Origin of the sequence: Streptomyces sp. SudanB182_2057 (genome assembly GCF_964272715.1) — a bacterium.
GTDB classification, from domain to species: domain Bacteria; phylum Actinomycetota; class Actinomycetes; order Streptomycetales; family Streptomycetaceae; genus Streptomyces; species Streptomyces rubradiris.
The window spans coordinates 3121248-3139545 of sequence record NZ_OZ186798.1 but is presented as its reverse complement, the minus strand read 5'-3'; the positions used below and the strand labels follow the sequence as shown (position 1 = coordinate 3139545).

15 protein-coding genes and 1 pseudogene are annotated in these 18298 nt (G+C 72.9%); 13 read left to right on the top strand and 3 right to left on the bottom strand.

The genetic code is table 11. The features are described 5' to 3' along the window. Window positions 1-32: 32 nt before the first annotated feature. The gene (locus ACSURM_RS13360) at window positions 33-1061 is read right to left on the bottom strand and encodes an ABC transporter permease (RefSeq protein ID WP_436955203.1); all 1029 of its coding nucleotides are present in this window, start codon (window positions 1059-1061) and stop codon (window positions 33-35) included. Window positions 1062-1525: 464 nt separating this feature from the next. Between ACSURM_RS13360 and ACSURM_RS13355 the strand changes: the two genes are divergently transcribed. From ACSURM_RS13355 to ACSURM_RS13335, 5 genes are read left to right on the top strand one after another with little or no spacing between them, the layout of a single operon-like run. Continuing rightward, entirely contained in the window at window positions 1526-3151 is a 1626-nt protein-coding gene (locus ACSURM_RS13355; RefSeq protein WP_436955202.1) for a peptide ABC transporter substrate-binding protein, read from the top strand. A gap of 3 nt (window positions 3152-3154) precedes the next feature. After that, window positions 3155-4075: an ABC transporter permease gene (locus tag ACSURM_RS13350; RefSeq protein ID WP_359040917.1), complete on the top strand. Its 921-nt coding sequence runs from the start codon at window positions 3155-3157 to the stop codon at window positions 4073-4075. Then, on the top strand, window positions 4068-5048 hold the full coding sequence (locus ACSURM_RS13345; RefSeq protein ID WP_436955201.1) for an ABC transporter permease: 981 nt from the start codon (window positions 4068-4070) through the stop codon (window positions 5046-5048). Before ACSURM_RS13350 ends, ACSURM_RS13345 begins: the two co-directional genes overlap by 8 nt. A gap of 7 nt (window positions 5049-5055) precedes the next feature. Beyond that, complete coding sequence (locus tag ACSURM_RS13340) at window positions 5056-6030, top strand: ABC transporter ATP-binding protein (protein ID WP_436955200.1); 975 nt, start codon at window positions 5056-5058, stop codon at window positions 6028-6030. Then, window positions 6023-7081, top strand: a complete 1059-nt coding sequence (locus ACSURM_RS13335; RefSeq protein WP_436955199.1) for an ABC transporter ATP-binding protein — start codon at window positions 6023-6025, stop codon at window positions 7079-7081. Before ACSURM_RS13340 ends, ACSURM_RS13335 begins: the two co-directional genes overlap by 8 nt. A 110-nt stretch (window positions 7082-7191) precedes the next feature. Here the strand turns inward: ACSURM_RS13335 and ACSURM_RS13330 are convergent. Continuing rightward, window positions 7192-9320: pseudogene (locus tag ACSURM_RS13330) on the bottom strand (prolyl oligopeptidase family serine peptidase). A 172-nt stretch (window positions 9321-9492) separates the two neighbouring features. On the opposite strand from ACSURM_RS13330, the gene ACSURM_RS13325 reads away from it, so the two are divergent. The 8 genes from ACSURM_RS13325 to ACSURM_RS13290 all read left to right on the top strand — a co-directional run bounded on the left by ACSURM_RS13325 (window position 9493) and on the right by ACSURM_RS13290 (window position 17205). Further along, complete coding sequence (locus ACSURM_RS13325; protein WP_436955198.1) at window positions 9493-9687, top strand: hypothetical protein; 195 nt, start codon at window positions 9493-9495, stop codon at window positions 9685-9687. A 48-nt stretch (window positions 9688-9735) separates the two neighbouring features. Further along, the gene (mshB, locus tag ACSURM_RS13320; protein WP_436955197.1) at window positions 9736-10590 is read left to right on the top strand and encodes an N-acetyl-1-D-myo-inositol-2-amino-2-deoxy-alpha-D-glucopyranoside deacetylase; all 855 of its coding nucleotides are present in this window, start codon (window positions 9736-9738) and stop codon (window positions 10588-10590) included. Further along, window positions 10587-11003 carry a DUF6113 family protein gene (locus tag ACSURM_RS13315; RefSeq protein ID WP_436955196.1) on the top strand — a complete coding sequence of 139 codons (417 nt, stop codon included), beginning with the start codon at window positions 10587-10589 and terminating at the stop codon, window positions 11001-11003. The genes mshB and ACSURM_RS13315 overlap by 4 nt, the downstream gene beginning before the upstream one ends. A gap of 158 nt (window positions 11004-11161) precedes the next feature. Next, window positions 11162-13594, top strand: coding sequence for a hypothetical protein (locus ACSURM_RS13310; protein WP_436955195.1), 2433 nt, complete (start codon window positions 11162-11164; stop codon window positions 13592-13594). A gap of 140 nt (window positions 13595-13734) precedes the next feature. After that, window positions 13735-14664: an ABC transporter ATP-binding protein gene (locus tag ACSURM_RS13305; RefSeq protein WP_436955194.1), complete on the top strand. Its 930-nt coding sequence runs from the start codon at window positions 13735-13737 to the stop codon at window positions 14662-14664. After that, window positions 14661-15401, top strand: a complete 741-nt coding sequence (locus tag ACSURM_RS13300) for an ABC transporter permease (protein WP_436955193.1) — start codon at window positions 14661-14663, stop codon at window positions 15399-15401. Before ACSURM_RS13305 ends, ACSURM_RS13300 begins: the two co-directional genes overlap by 4 nt. Window positions 15402-15433: 32 nt before the next feature. Continuing rightward, window positions 15434-16594: a sensor histidine kinase gene (locus ACSURM_RS13295; protein WP_436961068.1), complete on the top strand. Its 1161-nt coding sequence runs from the start codon at window positions 15434-15436 to the stop codon at window positions 16592-16594. Further along, window positions 16591-17205 (top strand): response regulator, encoded by a 615-nt coding sequence (locus ACSURM_RS13290; RefSeq protein ID WP_436955192.1) that lies wholly within the window; start codon window positions 16591-16593, stop codon window positions 17203-17205. The genes ACSURM_RS13295 and ACSURM_RS13290 overlap by 4 nt, the downstream gene beginning before the upstream one ends. 12 nt (window positions 17206-17217) lie before the next feature. Here the strand turns inward: ACSURM_RS13290 and ACSURM_RS13285 are convergent, their stop codons facing one another. After that, a complete protein-coding gene (locus tag ACSURM_RS13285; RefSeq protein WP_436955191.1) occupies window positions 17218-18084 on the bottom strand; it encodes a transglutaminase family protein in 867 nt (288 codons plus the stop codon). Window positions 18085-18298: the final 214 nt, after the last annotated feature.

Below are 18298 nucleotides of genomic sequence, written 5' to 3'. Positions count from 1 at the left end.
CCGGGCCCCGTCGCCGTGGCCGGGGATGGAGCTCAGCGCTTGGTCTTGGGGTCCAGGGCGTCGCGGACCGAGTCACCGAGGAGGTTGAAGGCGACCACGAAGACCACCATCGACAGGCCCGGGAAGAGCATGAAGGTGATGTCGTCCTGGTACACCTTGGCGCCGTTCTGGATCATCACGCCCCAGTCGGGGGTGGGGTCCGTCAGACCGACGCCGAGGAAGGCGAGGCCCGCTTCCGCCGTGACGTACGCGGGCAGCAGCAGCGTCGACTGGATGAGGATCGGTGTCCACAGGTTCGGCAGCAGTTCCTTGAAGATGATGCGTGCCGGGGACGCGCCGGTGACCTTGGCCGCCTCCACGAACTCCCGCTCGCGCAGCGCGAGCACCTCGCCGCGCAGCAGCCGGGCGATGGAGGCCCAGCCGAAGGCCGTCATCACGAGGATGAGGCTGGTGACGGTCAGCCAGACCGGGGTGTTCTCCTCCGGCGAGACGAAGATGGCCATCACCACGGGCCAGAAGGCGATGAAGAAGAGGGTCTGCGGGAAGGCCAGCAGGATGTCGATCACCCGGCCGACGAAGTAGTCCGTCTTGCCGCCGAGGTAACCGGCGGTGATGCCGACGACGACACCGAGCAGGGTCGTCAGCAGGGCGGCCGCGGTCGCGATGAGCAGCGAGTTGCGGATGCCGTAGAGCAGGAAGGTGAAGACGTCCCGCCCGAGTTGCGGCTCGATGCCGAACCAGAAGTCGGAGCTGATGCCGCCGTTGGGCTTGACCGGGTAGTTGAACTCGTTCAGCAGGCCCGGGATGTTCATGCCGTAGGTGGTGTACGGGTCCTTGCCGTACAGCTTGGCTATGAGCGGGGCGAGGATGCCGACGACGAAGAAGAGGATCACCACGAAGGCGGATATGACGCCCGTCCGGTCCCGCTTGAAGCGGATCCAGGCCAGCCGTCCCGGAGAGCGGCTTTCGGTGCCCTTGGGGGTGCCGGGCTTCGCCGATGCGGCGCTGTCTTCGTCGGTCACCTCGAGCGAGGCGGCCGGGGAAGGGGTTGCGGGGGTCATGATGCTCCGTGCCTTGTGGGTCAAGGCTCCGCAGGGCGCTCCCCTACGGGCTACGCCGGACTTTTTCAACGCAATTCATTCAAGGTCAATAAATTCTCGGACGCCTTGGTGTTCTCTTTACCTTCTTTACGTTTACTTGACCGTTCCGTAGCTACGCGGGTAGCGCGCCGTAATCAATCCGTGCTTCACATCGGACCAACTACGCAAAACAGGCAAGAAGTTCGATATGCGGACGGTGGAGTGTCGACATGCGTACATCGCCCCGTCCCAATCCAACGTTTCGGCATCGTTACGCGGAGATCTATTGCGCTGGACGGTCAAGATCATCAGTGGCCGGGCGCCGGGTGCCTGCAATCGGATGACGCGTCCCCCTAAAGGCCGTCTTTTCGGGCGGTACGCGGCAGTCGCACGCGGTATGTGTCCCTCGACCCGTACTCGTTTTCCCGCTCACGAGGAGGCATGCCATGCGGCGCAGCACGCACGCCCGACGGGCCGCCGGCGCGGCGGCGGTCCTGGCGCTCACCGCCGTGGGCTGCGCGGGCGCGGGCGCCGGCGGCAACGGCGGCGCGGTGCTCAGCTCCTCCTGGGCCGACCCGCAGAACCCGCTGGAGCCGGCCAACACCAACGAGGTGCAGGGCGGCAAGGTCCTCGACATGATCTTCCGGGGCCTGAAGCGGTACGACCCGAAAACGGGCAAGGCCCACGACTTTCTGGCCCGGTCCATCGAGACCCGCGACTCGCGCACCTTCACCGTCCGCCTGAAAAACGGCTGGATCTTCTCCAACGGCGAGAAGGTGACCGCCCGCTCCTTCGTGGACGCCTGGAACTACGGAGCGAGCCTGCGCAACAACCAGAAGAACGCCTACTTCTTCGGCTACATCGACGGCTACGACGAGGTCCACCCCGCGAGCGGACGGCAGCGCGCCGACACCCTGAGCGGACTGAGGGTGGTGGACGACCACACCTTCACCGTCCGGCTCAACCAGAAGTTCTCCGGCTTCCCCGACACCCTCGGCTACGCCGCCTTCGCTCCGTTGCCCCGCGTCTTCTTCACCGACCACGCGGCCTGGATGCGCAAGCCGGTCGGCAACGGCCCGTACACCATCGCGTCCTATACAAAGGGCGCGCAGATGTACCTGAAGAGGTGGGACGGCTACCCCGGCCCGGACAAGGCGCGCAACGACGGTGTGACCCTGCTCGTCTACACCGACAGCAACACCGCCTACACCGACCTCCTGGCCGGCAACCTCGACCTCGCCGACGACATCCCCGCCGCCCAGCTGAAGAACGTGCGGAGCGATCTCGGCGAGCGCTACCTCAACACCCCCGCGGGCATCATCCAGACCCTCGCCTTCCCCTACTACGACGAGGCCTGGAGCAGACCCGGCGCGGAGAAGGTCCGCACCGGGCTGTCCATGGCGATCAACCGACGGCAGATCACCGACACCATCTTCCGCGGCACCCGCACCCCGGCCACCGACTGGACCTCCCCGGTGCTCGGCGCGGCCGGCGGCTACAAGAAGGGCCTGTGCGGCAGGGCGTGCGAGTACGACCCCGGCCGGGCGCGCGAGCTGATCGAGGAGGGCGGCGGCATCCCCGGCGGCCGGCTCACCGTCACCTACAACGCGGACTCCGGCTCGCACCGGCAGTGGGTCGACGCGGTGTGCAACTCCATCAACAACGCGCTCGGCGACGACCGGGCCTGCGTCGGCAACCCGGTCGGCACCTTCGCCGACTTCCGCAACCGGCTCGGCAGGCACCGGATGACCGGCCCGTTCCGGGCGGGCTGGCAGATGGACTACCCGCTCATCCAGAACTTCCTCCAGCCCCTCTACTACACCGGCGCCTCCTCCAACGACGGCGCCTGGTCCAACGAGGAGTTCGACCGGCTGGTGGACCGGGCCAACGCCGAGACCGACCCCGCCCGGTCCGTCGCCCTCTTCCAGCGGGCCGAGGAGGTCGTCCGGGACCACATGGCCGCGATCCCCCTGTGGTACCAGAACGGCAACGCCGGCTACTCCGAGCGGCTGTCCCACGTGGCGCTCAACCCCTTCAGCGTGCCCGTCTACCACGAGATCAGGGTCGGCTGAGGCATGGGACGCCATGTCCTGCGGCGGCTGCTCCAGATGGTCCCGGTGTTCGTCGGGGCCACGCTGCTGATCTTCCTGATGGTCAACGTGATGGGCGATCCCGTCGCCGGCCTGTGCGGCGAACGGGCCTGCGACCCGGCGACCGCCGCCCAGCTCAGACGGGAGTTCGGCCTCGACCAGCCGGTGTGGCGGCAGTACCTCACCTATATGGGGAAGGTCTTCACCGGCGACTTCGGCACGGCGTTCAACGGACAGCCGGTCACCGAGCTGATGGCGACGGCGTTCCCGGTCACCGTCCGGCTGACCGTCGTGGCCGTCCTCTTCGAGGTCGTCGTCGGCGTCACCCTGGGCGTGGTGACCGGGCTCAGGCGCGGCCGGCCCGTGGACACCGCGGTGCTGCTGGCCACCCTGGTGGTCATCTCCGTGCCGACCTTCGTCACCGGCCTGCTGCTGCAACTGCTGCTCGGCATCAAGTGGCAGTGGATCAGGCCCTCGGTGCGCGCCGGCGGTTTCGACGAGCTGATCGTGCCCGGGCTGGTCCTCGCCTCCGTCTCGCTCGCCTACGTCACCCGGTTGACCCGCACCTCGCTCGCGGAGAACCGGCGCTCCGACTACGTCCGCACCGCCGTCGCCAAGGGCCTGCCCCGCCGCCGCGTCGTCACCCGGCACCTGCTGCGCAACTCGCTCATCCCCGTGGTCACCTTCATCGGCACCGACATCGGCGCGCTGATGGGCGGCGCCATCGTCACCGAGCGGATCTTCAACATCCACGGCGTCGGCTACCAGCTCTACCAGGGCATCCTGCGCCAGAACAGCCAGACCGTCGTCGGCTTCGTGACCGTGCTGGTCCTCGTCTTCCTGGTGGCCAACCTGCTCGTCGACCTGCTGTACGCCGTACTCGACCCGAGGATCCGCCATGCCTGAACAGCCCTACGAGCCCGAAGGCGCGATCGCCGGCACCGGCATGGGCGGCGCGATGGACCTCGGCGCGAGCGAGGCCGTCACGCTGGAGGGGACACCGGGCGGACCACCGGCGCCCGGACCGGCCGGCCGGCCCTGCTCGCTGTGGTCCGACGCCTGGCACGACCTGCGCCGCAACCCCGTCTTCCTGCTGTCGGCCCTGGTCATCTGCTTCCTGGTGCTGATCTCCCTGTGGCCCTCGCTGATCGCCCCCGGCTCCCCGCTGAGCTGTGACCTGGCCAGATCCCAGGACGGCCCGGCCCCGGGCGCCCCCTTCGGCTACGACGGCCAGGGCTGCAACGTCTACACCCGCACCGTCCACGGCGCCCGCACGTCCGTCACGGTCGGCCTGTGCGCCACGCTCGGGGTGGCGCTGCTCGGCTCGGTGCTCGGCGGACTCGCGGGCTACTTCGGCGGGATCTGGGACGCGCTGCTGTCCCGGCTCACCGACATCTTCTTCGCCATCCCGGTCGTCCTCGGCGGCCTGGTCCTGCTCTCCATGGTCACCTCCACCACGGTCTGGCCGGTCGTCGGCTTCATGGTGCTGCTGGGGTGGCCGCAGATCTCCCGGATCGCGCGCGGCTCGGTCATCACCGTCAAGCAGAACGACTACGTCCAGGCCGCCCGCGCCCTCGGCGCCTCCGACGCCCGCGTCCTGCTGCGGCACATCGCCCCCAACGCGGTGGCGCCCGTCATCGTCGTCGCCACCATCGCGCTCGGCACCTACATCGCCCTGGAGGCGACCCTGTCCTACCTCGGCGTCGGCCTCAGACCGCCCAGCGTCTCCTGGGGCATCGACATCTCCGCGGCCTCCCCCTTCATCCGCAACGCCCCGCACGCCCTGCTGTGGCCCTCGGGCGCGCTGGCCGTGACGGTGCTGGCCTTCATCATGCTCGGCGACGCGGTCCGCGACGCCCTCGACCCGAAGCTGAGGTGACGGCGCCGTGCTGCTCGAAGTGCGGGACCTGCACGTGGAGTTCCGGACCCGGGACGGCGTCGCCCGGGCCGTCGACGGGGTCGGCTACGCGGTGGACGAGGGCGAGACCCTGGCCGTGCTCGGCGAGTCCGGCTCCGGCAAGTCCGTCACCGCGCAGGCCGTGATGGGCATCCTGGACACCCCGCCCGGCCGGATCACCGGCGGGCGCGTCCTGTTCCAGGGCCGGGACCTGCTCGCCCTCAAGGAGAAGGAGCGGCGCCGGATCCGGGGCGCCGCGATGGCGATGATCTTCCAGGACGCGCTGTCCGCCCTGAACCCGGTGCTCACCGTGGGGGACCAGCTCGGGGAGATGTTCGTCGTGCACCGGGGGATGTCCCGCAAGGACGCCCGGGCCCGGGCGGTGGAGCTGATGGAGCGGGTGCGCATCCCGGCGGCGGCCCAGCGGGTGCGGGACTACCCCCACCAGTTCTCCGGCGGGATGCGCCAGCGCATCATGATCGCGATGGCGCTGGCCCTGCGCCCGGCCCTCGTCATCGCCGACGAGCCCACCACCGCCCTGGACGTCACGGTCCAGGCCCAGGTCATGGACCTGCTGGCGGAGCTGCGGCGCGAGTACCGCATGGGGCTGATCCTGATCACCCACGACCTGGGCGTGGTCGCGGACGTCGCCGACCGGATCGCGGTGATGTACGCCGGGAGGATCGTCGAGTCCGCGCCCGTGCGCGACCTCTACCGGGCCCCGGCCCACCCCTACACCCGGGGACTGCTGGACTCGGTGCCCCGCCTGGACCGGAAGGGCCGGGAGCTGTACGCCATCAAGGGCCTGCCGCCGAACCTGACGCGCGTCCCGCCCGGCTGCTCCTTCCACCCGCGCTGCCCGATGGCCCAGGACGTGTGCCGCACCGACGAGCCCCCGCTGTACGAGGTGCCCGGCGGCCGGGGCAGCGCCTGCCACTTCTGGAGGGAGTGCCTGCGTGGCTGAGCCGATCCTGGAGGTGACCGGACTGGTCAAGCACTACCCCCTCACCCGGGGCGGGCCGCTGCGCGGGCGGACCGGCGCGGTGAAGGCGGTCGACGGCGTCGACTTCGCGCTCGGCCGGGGCGAGACCCTCGGCCTGGTCGGCGAGTCGGGCTGCGGCAAGTCGACGGTGGCCCGGCTGCTGTGCCACCTGGAGCGTCCGACGGCCGGCACCGTCCGGTTCAAGGGCGAGGACGTCACCGGGCTGTCCGGCCGGGCGCTGAAGGCCGTGCGCCGCGCCGTCCAGATGGTCTTCCAGGACCCCTACACCTCGCTCAACCCCCGGATGACGGTCGGGGACATCGTCGGGGAGCCGTACGAGATCCACCCCGAGGCGGCCCCCAAGGGCGACCGGCGCCGCAGGGTGCGGGAGCTGCTGGACGTGGTCGGCCTGGACCCGGAGTACGCGGGCCGCTACCCCCACCAGTTCTCCGGCGGCCAGCGCCAGCGCATCGGCATCGCCCGGGCGCTGGCGCTGCGTCCCGAGGTCGTGGTCGCCGACGAGCCGGTGTCCGCCCTGGACGTCTCGGTGCAGGCCCAGGTGGTCAACCTGCTGGCCCGGCTCCAGGCGGAGTTCGGCCTGTCGTACGTCTTCATCGCGCACGACCTGTCGGTGGTCCGGCACATCTCGGACCGGGTCGGGGTGATGTACCTGGGCCGGATCGTGGAGAGCGGCCCGGCCGACGCGATCTACGACCACCCGACGCACCCCTATACCCAGGCCCTGCTCTCCGCGGTGCCCGTGCCCGACCCGGCGGCCCGCGACCGGCGCGAGCGGATCATCCTCACCGGGGACGTGCCCTCGCCGGCGGCGGTCCCGTCCGGGTGCCGCTTCCGCACCCGCTGCTGGAAGGCGCGCGAGCGGTGCGCGCGGGAGGTCCCGGCGCTGGCGGTGCCGGCCGTCTTCCGGGACGCCGCCGGCCCCGCGGCCCACCCGTCGGCCTGTCACTTCGCCGAGGAGCGGCGGCCCGTCCCCTCGGGGGAGTCCGGGGACGACGGGAACGGGCCGGGGTGACATGGCGCACCCCGGCCCGTTTACGGCACCCGCACGGCCGTACGCGATTCAGGCTGCCTTGTCCGTATATCGGTACCGCTTCCGTGAAGTTGCCTGCGTGTTAACGGAGTTCACGGGCGTTTCACCGGGGGCAGGGAGCGCCGCAGGAAGTCCAGCTGGAGGCGGAGCAGGTTCTCCGCGACCGTCTCCTGCGGGGTCATGTGGGTGACCCCGGACAGCGGCAGGACCTCGTGCGGGCGGCCGGCGGCCAGCAGGGCGGAGGACAGCCGCAGCGAGTGGGCGACCACCACGTTGTCGTCCGCGAGCCCGTGGATCACCATCATCGGGCGGTGCGGCGTGGTTGCGTCGACCAGCCCCGCGTCGTCGATCAGCGAGTTGCGGCGGTAGACCTCCGGCCGCTCGCCCGGGTCGCCGAGGTAGCGCTCCTGATAGTGGGTGTCGTAGAGCCGGAGGTCGGTGACGGGCGCGCCGACCACCGCCGCGTGGAAGACGTCCGGGCGGCGCAGCACCGCCAGCGCCGCCAGATAGCCGCCGAAGGACCAGCCCCGGATCGCCACCCGGTCCAGGTCCAGCGGGTACCGCTCGGCGAGCGCGTGCAGCGCGTCCACCTGGTCCTGGAGCACCACGGCCGCCACGTCGTCCCGGATCGCCTTCTCCCAGGCGGGGGAGCGGCCCGGGGTTCCCCGGCCGTCGGCGACGAGCACCGCGAAACCCTGGTCGGCGAACCACTGGGAGGTGAGGTGGGCGTTGTGCGCGGCCACCACCCGCTGGCCGTGCGGGCCGCCGTAGGGGTCCAGCAGGACCGGCAGAGGAGTGTCACCGGGGTAGTCCCGTGGCATAAGCACGGCGCATGGAATTCGGCGTGCGCCCCCTTCGGTGAGCGTGACCCGCGGACGCAGCCCCGGATCCTCGGCGTACGACCGGATCGTGGCCGCCGGCTCCCCGTCGCACAGCACCCGGGCCCGGGTGCCCGGCCGGTCCAGGGCGGCGGACACCAGGACGGTCACGCCTCCGGCGCGCACCGCGGAGTGCACACCGGGCCCGTCCGACACGCGTTCCACACCCAACTCGTTCACCCTGTACACATGAACTTCGCAATTTCCGGCACCGGGGCCTCCGGACCGGAAGAGGCGGAAACCAGTACGTCCCGCGAACCGACGTCCAGAACCGCACGAATGTGCAACTGTGCGCTGGTCAGCGGCCGTTCTCCGACCGTGAGCACCCGGGCGCCGCCTTCGTCCGCGATGCGGACAAGCCGCCCCGAGGGGCTCCAGCAGGGCACACCGGCGAAAAGTTCAAGCCAATCTGGATCTTCATCGGCGTGCACCATCCGGGTGGCCCCGGTATCGGGGTCCACGGCCAGGAAGAGCTGGCCGCGCTGGTCCCGCGCCTGCACCAGCAGCAGCGGCGCACCCGCCGCTGACCAGTGCACACGTGCCAGGTAGGGGTAGCGGGCCCGGTCCCAGACCACCTCCGTGCGACTGCCGTCCAGCCCGAGGACGAACAGGTGTACGTCCGCGTTCGGGGTGCCCGCCGCCGGGTACCGGATGTTGAGTGGCTCACGTTCCGGACGGGCCGGATCCGCGATCCACCACCGCCGCACCGGCGTGTCGTCCACGCGCGCGACGAGCAGCCGGTCCGAGGAAGGAGCCCACCAGAAGCCCCGCGAGCGCCCCATCTCCTCGGCCGCGACGAACTCCGCGAGCCCGTAGGAGACGCCCTCCGACTCCGGCTCGGCCAGCGCCCGGTCGCCGTCCCCCTCGGCGCCCACCACCCGCAGCGCGCCCCGCGCGACGTAGGCGACGTGCCGCCCGTCGGGGGCCGGACGGGGGTCGATCACGGGCCCCGGGACGGGGAGTTCACGTGCCGTCCCGGCCCGTAGCTCCGCCGTGAAAAGCCGCCCTGACAAGGCGAAGGACGCCAACTCCACGGAAGTGTCGGTGGCATAACCGACGATGCCGCCGCCCCCCTCCCGGCTGCGTTCGCGGCGGGCCCGCTCCTCGGGCGGCAGCTCTTCCGGGGAGCCCTGGAGCAGCACCCCGGGGTCGGCCGCCAGGCGCTCGGTGCCGTCCGGAAGATCCATGACCCACAGGGAGTTGGCCCGGTCGGTGCCCGAGCCGGAGCGCAGGAACGCGACGCGCGTGCCGTCGGGCGCCACGGTGAACGAACGCGGCGCGCCGAGCGTGAACCGCTGGGTCCGGGCGTGCCGGCGGGGGAAGGAGTCAGCCTCGGTCGTCATACCCCGACCATATTGGCCATGCGCCCCCTTGTGCGGCTGTGCGCCGAGCGATGCGCGCACACGGATAGTTATGATCACTACCGCTGTGTGGGTATCAACCTGCTGACATCCGCATGGATTTGCTCAACTGATCTAGAACCCGCGTCCCTGGGATCTTTGGAGGTGAGCCGCCGTGGCACTCTCGATTTCGGCGGTGGTGCTGCTGGCGATCATCGTCTTCCTGTTGATCAAGAAGTCAGGACTGAAGGGCGGCCACGCGGTCGTCTGCATCCTGCTCGGCTTCTATCTCTCCTCCTCGACCATCGCGCCCACGATCAGAGAGCTGACGACCAACGTCGCCGGCATGATCGGCAGCATCAAGTTCTGAGGGCCGGTGTCGCCGGGGGCGGTGCGCGGGACCTCGTAGGGTGGTGCCATGACGGAACTGCCCGCGCGGCGTCTGCTGCTGGTGCACGCGCACCCGGACGACGAGTCGATCAACAACGGCGCGACCATGGCCAGGTACGCGGCCGAGGGTGCCCACGTGACCCTGGTCACCTGCACCCTGGGCGAGCGCGGCGAGGTCATCCCGCCGGAGCTGCGGCACCTGACGGGTCCCGCGCTGGGCACCCACCGGCGCGGTGAGCTGGGCGCGGCCCTGGCCGCGCTCGGCGTCACCGACGGCCGGCTGCTCGGCGGCGCCGGGCGCTACGGCGACTCCGGGATGACCGGCACCGCCGACAACGACGACCCCGGCTGCTTCTGGCAGGCCGACGTCGACGAGGCCGCCGGCCACCTCGCCGAGGTGATCCTCGAGGTCCGCCCGCAGGTCCTCGTGACCTACGACGACAACGGCGGCTACGGCCACCCCGACCACGTCCAGGCCCACCGCGTCGCCATGCGCGCCGTCGACCTCGCGGCCGAACGCGGCCACGGCATCGCCAAGGTGTACTGGAACCGCGTACCGCGCTCCGTCGCCGAGGCCGCCTTCGCCCGCCTCCGGGACGAGCTGGACACCCTGCCGTTCGACAAGAGCGCGGCCGTGGACGACGTACCGGGCGTGGTCGACGACGAGCGGATCACCACTGCGGTCGACGGCACGACGCACGCCGCCGCCAAGGCCGCCGCGATGCGCGCCCACGCCACCCAGATCGACGTGGCCGGGCCGTACTTCGCGCTCTCCAACGCCCTCGCCCAGCCGCTGTTCACCACCGAGTACTACGAGCTGGTGCGCGGCACGGCCGAGCCCGGGGAGACCGACCTCTTCGCGGGTGTCGAGGGGGCCTCATGAGCGACGGCGGACCGGGCCCGCTGCTCGCCCAGCCGCTGCGCCCGCCCTCTCCCGGCCGGGCCGCCGCCCTCGTCGGCCTGTTCGTGCTCGGCGCGCTCGTGGGCGCGGCCGGCGCCCTGGTGCAGGCCGCCTGGTTCCCCGGCGGGCTGCTGCTCGCCCTCGCAGGCGCCGCGGGGGCCTTCCTCGGCGGCTCCTACGCCACGCGCAGCCGCGGCGGGGCGGTCGCGCCGGCCGTGGGCTGGCTCGTCGCCGTGGTCCTGCTCACCACCACCCGCGCGGAAGGCGACTTCCTGTTCGGCGCGGGCGGCGGCTCCTACCTCTTCCTGCTCGGCGGCATGGTGCTGGCTGTGATCTGCGCCACCGTTGGCGCCGGACGGCAACCCGGCGGCGGCCCCGCCCGACTTGGCAAGTGACGTACCACTTCGCCGTGCGGCGCACGTGCGAGTCCCGTGTGGGTTTCCCCAGCGGTCATGGGATGCGCGTCGGAAGTGGCCAGTATGGTGGTGCGCGCCGCCGAGCCGCCCGAGCAGTCAGGTCGTAAGGGCGGCGGAGCCAACCGGGAGAACCTGCCTTGAGTCGTGAAACTGACACTCCGTCCTCCGGGCCCAACGGGCGCGGCGGAGCCGCATACCCCTCCGGCACACCGCCGTACGGGACCCCCCTGGCTTCCGACGACGGTACGGGCGCGGGCCGTTCGGGCACGCGGCCGGACGAGAAGAAGACCGAGACCACGCTGACGACCCGGATCCGGATCAACATCCCCGGATCCCGGCCCATCCCGCCGGTCGTCGTGCGCAAGCCCGTCGCGGACGGCGAGGGCGGCGACGAGACGCCCGCCGCCGAGGAGCGGCCCGCGGACCGCGCGCCCGCCGCCGACGGCGGCGCCGAGGTCCCGGCCGGGCCCGCCGGCCAGGCGGAGGAGAAGGCCAGCGACTGGTTCGCGCCCCGCAAGGCCGGGGCCCCGAAGGGCGGTCCGGGCGGCGGTGGCACCAACGGCGCCGGAATCCAGGGCGGTTCGGCCGCCCCGGCTCCCGCCTCCGGCGCGGCGGGCCCCCGTAAGGGTGGTCCGGGCGCGTCCGGCGCGTCCGGTGCCACCGGCGCGCGCTCCGGCGGACGTCCCGGCGGTGTGGTCGGCGCCATGAGCGCGCCGGGCGGCTCCCGCTCCGGCGGCCGCAAGGGCGGCGCCGCGAACGGCAAGGGCCTGCCCGGCGCCACCGGCGGCCCGGTCGCCCCGGGCCACGGCGGCGGCACCGGCTCCTTCGACGTGACCGAGGCGCTGGCCGCGGGCCCCCTGGGCGGCGGCTCCCGCCCCGGCACCCCCGAGTCCGGCGCGCCCGGCTCCGACGAACACCGCCGCGACGACCTGCCGTACTTCTCGGCCCACGACGGCCGGGACGGCTACGGCGCCGGTGCGAGCGCCCCCGACGGTTACGGAGCCGGTGCCGGCGGTTACGGCGCCGCGGCCGGTGCCCCCGGGCAGGGCGGCGCCGGTGACTTCACCGGGCACGGCGGCCCCGGCGGCCCGAACGGCCACGGCGGCGCCAGCGGCTTCGACGGGCGCGGCGGATCCGGCGGCCCGCAGGGCCCGGCCGGCCCCACCGGCGGCCCGGTCACCGGCGACGGCACCCTCGTGCCGCCCGGCCCCGGCGCGGGCGGCCCCTTCGACGGCCCCTCGGGCACGGGCGCCGGCCACCCCGGCCAGGGCACCCCGCGCAGCGCCCTGACCGACCTCGCCGACCTCGACGGCCCCGGCGCCGGACCCGCCGGTGCGGGCACCCGCCCGGCCGGCCGCGGTCCCGGCGGCGGGCTCAGCGACGACACCGCGATCCTCACCCCGCAGAAGCCGGCCCCCGAGCCCGGCACGCCCGGCTACCGCTCGCCGGCCGCAGGCAACGTCTCCGGGCAGACCGTGACCAGCGGCATGCCGGTCGTCCCCGGCGCGGGCGGCGGCACCCCGTTCGGCACCACCGGCGGCGGCCCGGCGGCACCCGCCGCGCCCGCGCCCAAGCCCGAGCCGGCCCCCGCCCCCAAGGCGGCCAAGCCGAAGAAGAAGGGCCGCAGCAAGCTGGTGCTGCTCGCCGCCGCCGTGATCGTCGTCGCGGGCGGTGCCTACGGCGCCGGACTGCTGATGAACCACACCGACGTGCCCAAGGGCACCACCGTGCTCGGCGTCGACATCGGCGGCGGCACCCGCGACGACGCGGTCAAGAAGCTGGACGACGCCTTCGGCAAGCGGATCGACAAGCCGCTGAAGCTCTCCGTCGGCGGCAAGACCGTCACCCTCACCCCGGAGAACGCGGGCCTCCAGTTCGACTACCAGGCCACCGTCAGCGAGGCCGCGCACAGCGACTACAACCCGGTCCACGTCGTCGGCTCCCTGTTCGGGCAGAAGCGCGTGGTCGCCCCGGTCATGCCGGTGGACGAGGAGAAGCTGCACGCCGCCCTCCAGCAGGCCGGCGGCGGCTCGGAGGCGGGCGCGGGCGTGGCCACCGACGGCACCATCGAGTTCAAGTCCGGCAAGGCCGTGCCCGTCTACGGCAAGGCGGGCAAGGCCGTCGACGCCGAGCACTCCGCCCAGGCGGTCGAACAGGCCTACCGGGCGCTGGTGGAGACGGGCAGTGCCACCCCGGTCGCCGTGCCGACCACCACCCGGCAGCCGACGGTCTCCGACGCCGAGGTCGACCGGATGATGAAGGCGTTCGCCGAGCCCGCGATGTCGGGCCGGGTGACGGTCCAGGTGGACCCGGCCCACTCGGTGCCGTTCAGCCCGCAGAACTCGCTGTGGAAGTTCCTCCGGGTCACGGCCGTGGACGGCAAGCTGGTCGACAAGCCCGACCTGGCCGCCCTGAAGGAGCTGTACGGCCAGGCCTTCGACGGGGTGCTCATCACCCGGGGCAACGGCAAGAAGACGGCCGTCACCCCCGAGGACGTCTACGCCGCGCTGCGTCCGGCGCTGATGAGCAGGACCAACCGGGTCGGGATCATCGAGACGAACCCGAGCTAGGTACCACCGCGAGCGGGGGCGTCTCCACCACGGGGGCGCCCCTCGCCGTACCGTCACCCGCTGGGCATGACATCTGTCATCCGGCGTTCAGGACCCACGGCACTGCCGGGCCGCCACCCCCCGCGGCCAGCATGGACGCCATGACGACGACAGCGGTGCCGGCCACCACCACCCCGGTGGTCGGGTTCGACCAGGTGACCAAGACGTACGGGAGCGTGCGGGCCGTGGACGGCCTGTCGCTGCGGCTGTACCCGGGCGAGACCGTCGCCCTCCTCGGCCCGAACGGGGCCGGCAAGTCCACCACCCTCGACCTGCTCCTCGGGCTGAGGCAGCCCGACAGCGGCTCGGTCGGCCTGTTCGGCACCAGCCCGCGCGAGGCCGTCGTGGCCGGCCGGGTCGGCGCCATGCTCCAGAGCGGCGGACTGATGGAGGGGGTCACCGTCGCCGAACTGGTGGGGCTGGCCTGCTCGCTGCACCCGCGGCCGTACCCAGCCGCCGACGTGCTCGCGCGTGCGGGCCTCACCCGGATCGCCGACCGCAAGGCAGGCAAGCTGTCCGGCGGGCAGACCCAGCGGGTTCGGTTCGCCCTCGCCACCGTGGGCGACAGCGACCTGATCGTCCTGGACGAGCCGACCACCGGCATGGACGTCTCCGCCCGCCAGGCCTTCTGGGCCACCATGCGCGAGCAGGCCGACCAGGGCCGCACGGTGCTGTTCGCCACCCACTACCTCGAAGAGGCGGACGCCGTCGCCGACCGCGTCCTGGTGCTGCACCGGGGCCGCCTCCTCGCCGACGGCACCGCCGCCGGGATCAAGGCCAGGGCGGGCGCCCGCCGCGTCTCCTTCGACCTGACCGGCGACATCGACGCGCGCGCCCTCGGCGCCCTGCCGTCCGTCACCCGGATCGACGTCTCGGGCCGGACCGTCCGCATCCGGTCCGCCGACGCCGACGCCACCGTCCACGCTCTGTACGGCCTCGGCCTCCACCCCCGCAACCTCGAAGTCGCCGGCCTCGGCCTGGAGGAGGCCTTCGTCGCCCTCACCGCCGCCGAGGAGGCGAAGCAGCGGTGAACAGCCTGATCAAGCTGGAACTCGTACGGGCCCTGCGCAACCGCAAGTTCCTGTTCTTCACCGTGATCCACCCCTCGGTCCTGTTCCTGCTGATCGCGGGCAACGCCGACAGCCGCACCGAACTCGACGGCACGGGGCTGACCCTGCCGACGTACATGATGGTCTCCATGGCCTCCTTCGGCGCCCTGACCGCCACGCTCATGGGCAACAGCGAGCGCATCGCCAAGGAACGCGAGAGCGGGTGGGTACGGCAGCTGCGGCTGACCCCGCTGCCCGGGCGCGGCTATGTCCTCGCCAAGACCGCGGGCGCGGCCGTGGTCAGCCTGCCGTCCATCGTCATCGTGTTCGCGGTCGCCGCCGCGGTGAAGGACGTACGGCTCGACGCCTGGCAGTGGCTCGCGCTGAGCGGCGCCGTCTGGGCCGGCAGCCTGGTCTTCGCCGCGCTCGGCGTCGCCCTCGGCTACCTGGCCACCGGCGACGCGGTCCGGCCCCTCACCATGATCGTCTACTTCGGGATGTCCATGCTGGGCGGCCTGTGGATGCCCACCACCACCTTCCCGCAGTGGCTCCAGGACATCGCCCGGTGGCTGCCCACCCACGCGTACGCTGCCCTGGGACGGGCCATCGAACAGAGCCGGGCCCCGCACGCCCAGGACATCGCCGTGCTCGTCGCCTCCTTCGTCCTGTTCGCGGGCGGCGCGGCCTGGCTGTACCGGAAGGACACGCTGAAGGCGTGAGCAGCACGACGACGGAAGACCGGCACACCGCGGTGCCGCGGCAGATCCCCGTGGGCCGGCCGCCCACCAGCCGGCGCGGCCTGCTGGCCAAGTCGCTGTGGATCGGGGTCTGGCTGGTCTTCCTCAGCTCACCGGTCGAGGACCTGGCCCTCGGCAACCACTCCACCGCCGCCACCGCGGCGGGCTCCTGCGGCCTCGCCGTCTTCGTCGGGATCTATCTGGCGTTGGTCTTCCGCAACATCGGCCGCCCGTTCTCCCGGGGCGTCGTGTTCGGCCTGGGCGGGGTCCTCGGCATCCTCGCCCCCGTCCTGGCCTACACCCTCGGCAGCGCCTGGCTGGGCCTGTTCGTCTACCTCGCGGTCGCCTACGGCGCCACCCTGCCGCTGCGCGCCACCTACTGGGCCGTCCCGGCCTCCGCCCTGGTGATGTACCTGATTGGCCTGCGCTCCGACGAGCAGGAGGCGCGCGGACTGGTCGTCCTCGTCGTGCTCATCGGGTTCGCGATGACCGGCGTCGGCCAGCTCGTGCGCACCACCATCGAACTGCGCAAGGCCCGGGCCACCGTCGCCCAGCTCGCCGCCAACGAGGAGCGCCTGCGCCTCGCCCGCGACCTGCACGACCTGCTCGGCCACTCGCTCTCCCTGATCACGCTGAAGAGCGAGCTGGCCGGCCGGATGCTGCCCGGCGACCCGGAGCGGGCGGCCCGGCAGGTCGCCGACATCGAACAGGTCAGCCGGCAGGCCCTGGTCGACGTACGGGAGGCCGTCACCGGCTACCGGCGGCCCCGGCTGGCCGCCGAACTCGCCGGCGCCCAGGTCGCCCTGACCGCCGCCGGGGTGGTCGCGGAGGTGCCCGCCGAGCCCGACCTCACCGGCGTCCCCGAGGAGGCCGAGTCCGCGCTCGCCTGGGCGCTGCGGGAGGCGGTCACCAACGTGGTCCGGCACAGCGGCGCCGACCGCTGCGCGGTACGCCTGCTGCGCCAGGAGACCCTGGACGGCCCGGTGCTGGAACTCACCGTCGAGGACGACGGCTCCGGCGGCTCCGGCACGGGCCCCGGCAACGGTCTGACCGGCCTGACCGAGCGGCTCCAGAAGGCCGGCGGCACCCTGTGGGCAGGGCGGGTCAGGCGGGGATTCCGGCTGGTCGCCCGCGTGCCGGCGGCCCGCCCGGCGGACGTAGGATCCGGGGCATGACGCGCACGATCAAGGTCCTGCTGGCCGAGGACCAGTCGATGGTCCGCGAGGCGCTGGCCGCGCTGCTCGGCCTGGAGGACGACATCGAGGTCGTCGCCCAGGCCGCGCGCGGTGACGAGGTGGCCGACGCCGTCGGCGCGCACGGCGTGGACGTGGCGCTGCTCGACATCGAGATGCCCGGCTGCACCGGCATCGAGGCCGCGGCCCGGGTGCGTCGCGCGTACCCGGACGTGAAGCTGGTCGTGCTCACCACCTTCGGCCGGCCCGGCTATCTGCGCAGCGCCATGGAGGCCGGCGCCGACGCCTTCCTCGTCAAGGACGCCCCCGCCGCCCAGCTCGCCGAGGCGATCCGCAAGGTGCTGGCCGGCGAGCGGGTCATCGACCCCACGCTGGCCGCCGCCGCGCTCGCCGAGGGCGCCAATCCGCTCACCGGGCGCGAACGCGAGGTGCTCCGCGCGGCGGCCGACGGCTCCACCAACGCCGAACTGGCCCAAACCCTGCACCTGTCCCCGGGCACGGTCCGCAACTACCTGTCGACGGCGATCCAGAAACTGGCGGCCCGCAACCGGGCGGAGGCGGTGCTGATCGCCCGCGAGAAGGGGTGGCTGTAGGGGCGCGCTCGGTCAGTTGAGCCGGGCGCGGGCGGTGCCCGCCTCCCGCCGGATCCCGCGCGCCGCCGCCTCGTCCACCACCTCGATCAGGTCGGCGTAGTGCTCCAGCTCCTCGGCGCCCTCCGTGAACCGCCCGCTCCGGACCAGCAGTTGCCCGCGCTCGTAGCGCAGCCGCGCCGGATGCGCGGGGATGAGCAGCGCCAGCTCCACGGCCCGCAGTCCCACGTCCGACCGCTCCGGCCGCGCCGCCGCCCACGCCCGCATGTTGTTCAGCACCCGCTGCACGACCTCCAGCGGCGGCGCCGGCTCCAGCATCGAGGGGTCCGGCGGCGCGCCCGTGGCGCCCACCACCAGCAGCTCGGCGTCCGTCCCGGTCAGCATCCGCCCGCCCTCGAACGGATCGGCCAGCACCCTCTCCTCCGCCGGTCCGAAGCCGACCACGAAGTGCCCCGGCAGCGCGACCCCGTACACCGGCGCCCCGGCCCGGCGCGCGACCTCCAGCCACACCACCGACAGCAGGATGGGCAGCCCGCGCCGCCGCCGGAGCACCTCGTGCAGCAGGGAGGACTCCACCCGCTGGTAGTCGCCGGGCGTGCCGTGGAAGCCGTGGCGGTCGCCGAGCAGCCGGCGCACCGCCTCCGCCCACGCGCGCGGCCCGCCCGGCCGGTACGGCAGCTCGCCCGCCAGCCGGTCCAGCTCCGCCTGCGCGGCGTCGATGCCGGCGTCGTCCAGCGAGCCGTCCGTCTCGGCGCCGATCAGCAGGCACAGCGCCGACAGATCCGGCCCCTCGGCCCGCACCTCCTCGGCGAACCGCCGCCGCACCTCGGCGGAGCGTTCCGGCGGCGGCGGATACGGCGGCGGCAGATACGGCTGACGCATGACGGTCTCAGCCCCTTCCACGACGGCCGGGGGACACGGCCGGCTCTTCCGGTTCGGCGTCCGGCGCGACCGGGTCTCGCGGCGCGTGGTCGGGAGTGGCGGGCGCGGCCGGTTGTTCCGGTACGTCGAGGACGGCGGGCGCGGCCGGTCCTCCCGGCGTGCGGACCGGGGCGGTGGGCGGGACGGGGGCTCGCGGTGTGCGGGCAGGCGCGGC

Coding starts and splice junctions, on each gene's coding strand:
- ACSURM_RS13350 (WP_359040917.1), top strand. CDS start 3,155: ATGGGACGCCATGTCCTGCGGCGGCTGCTCCAGATGGTCCCGGTGTTC.
- ACSURM_RS13315 (WP_436955196.1), top strand. CDS start 10,587: ATGAGCGACGGCGGACCGGGCCCGCTGCTCGCCCAGCCGCTGCGCCCG.
- ACSURM_RS13345 (WP_436955201.1), top strand. CDS start 4,068: ATGCCTGAACAGCCCTACGAGCCCGAAGGCGCGATCGCCGGCACCGGC.
- ACSURM_RS13285 (WP_436955191.1), bottom strand. CDS start 18,084: ATGCGTCAGCCGTATCTGCCGCCGCCGTATCCGCCGCCGCCGGAACGC.
- ACSURM_RS13305 (WP_436955194.1), top strand. CDS start 13,735: ATGACGACGACAGCGGTGCCGGCCACCACCACCCCGGTGGTCGGGTTC.
- ACSURM_RS13290 (WP_436955192.1), top strand. CDS start 16,591: ATGACGCGCACGATCAAGGTCCTGCTGGCCGAGGACCAGTCGATGGTC.
- ACSURM_RS13355 (WP_436955202.1), top strand. CDS start 1,526: ATGCGGCGCAGCACGCACGCCCGACGGGCCGCCGGCGCGGCGGCGGTC.
- ACSURM_RS13360 (WP_436955203.1), bottom strand. CDS start 1,061: ATGACCCCCGCAACCCCTTCCCCGGCCGCCTCGCTCGAGGTGACCGAC.
- mshB (WP_436955197.1), top strand. CDS start 9,736: ATGACGGAACTGCCCGCGCGGCGTCTGCTGCTGGTGCACGCGCACCCG.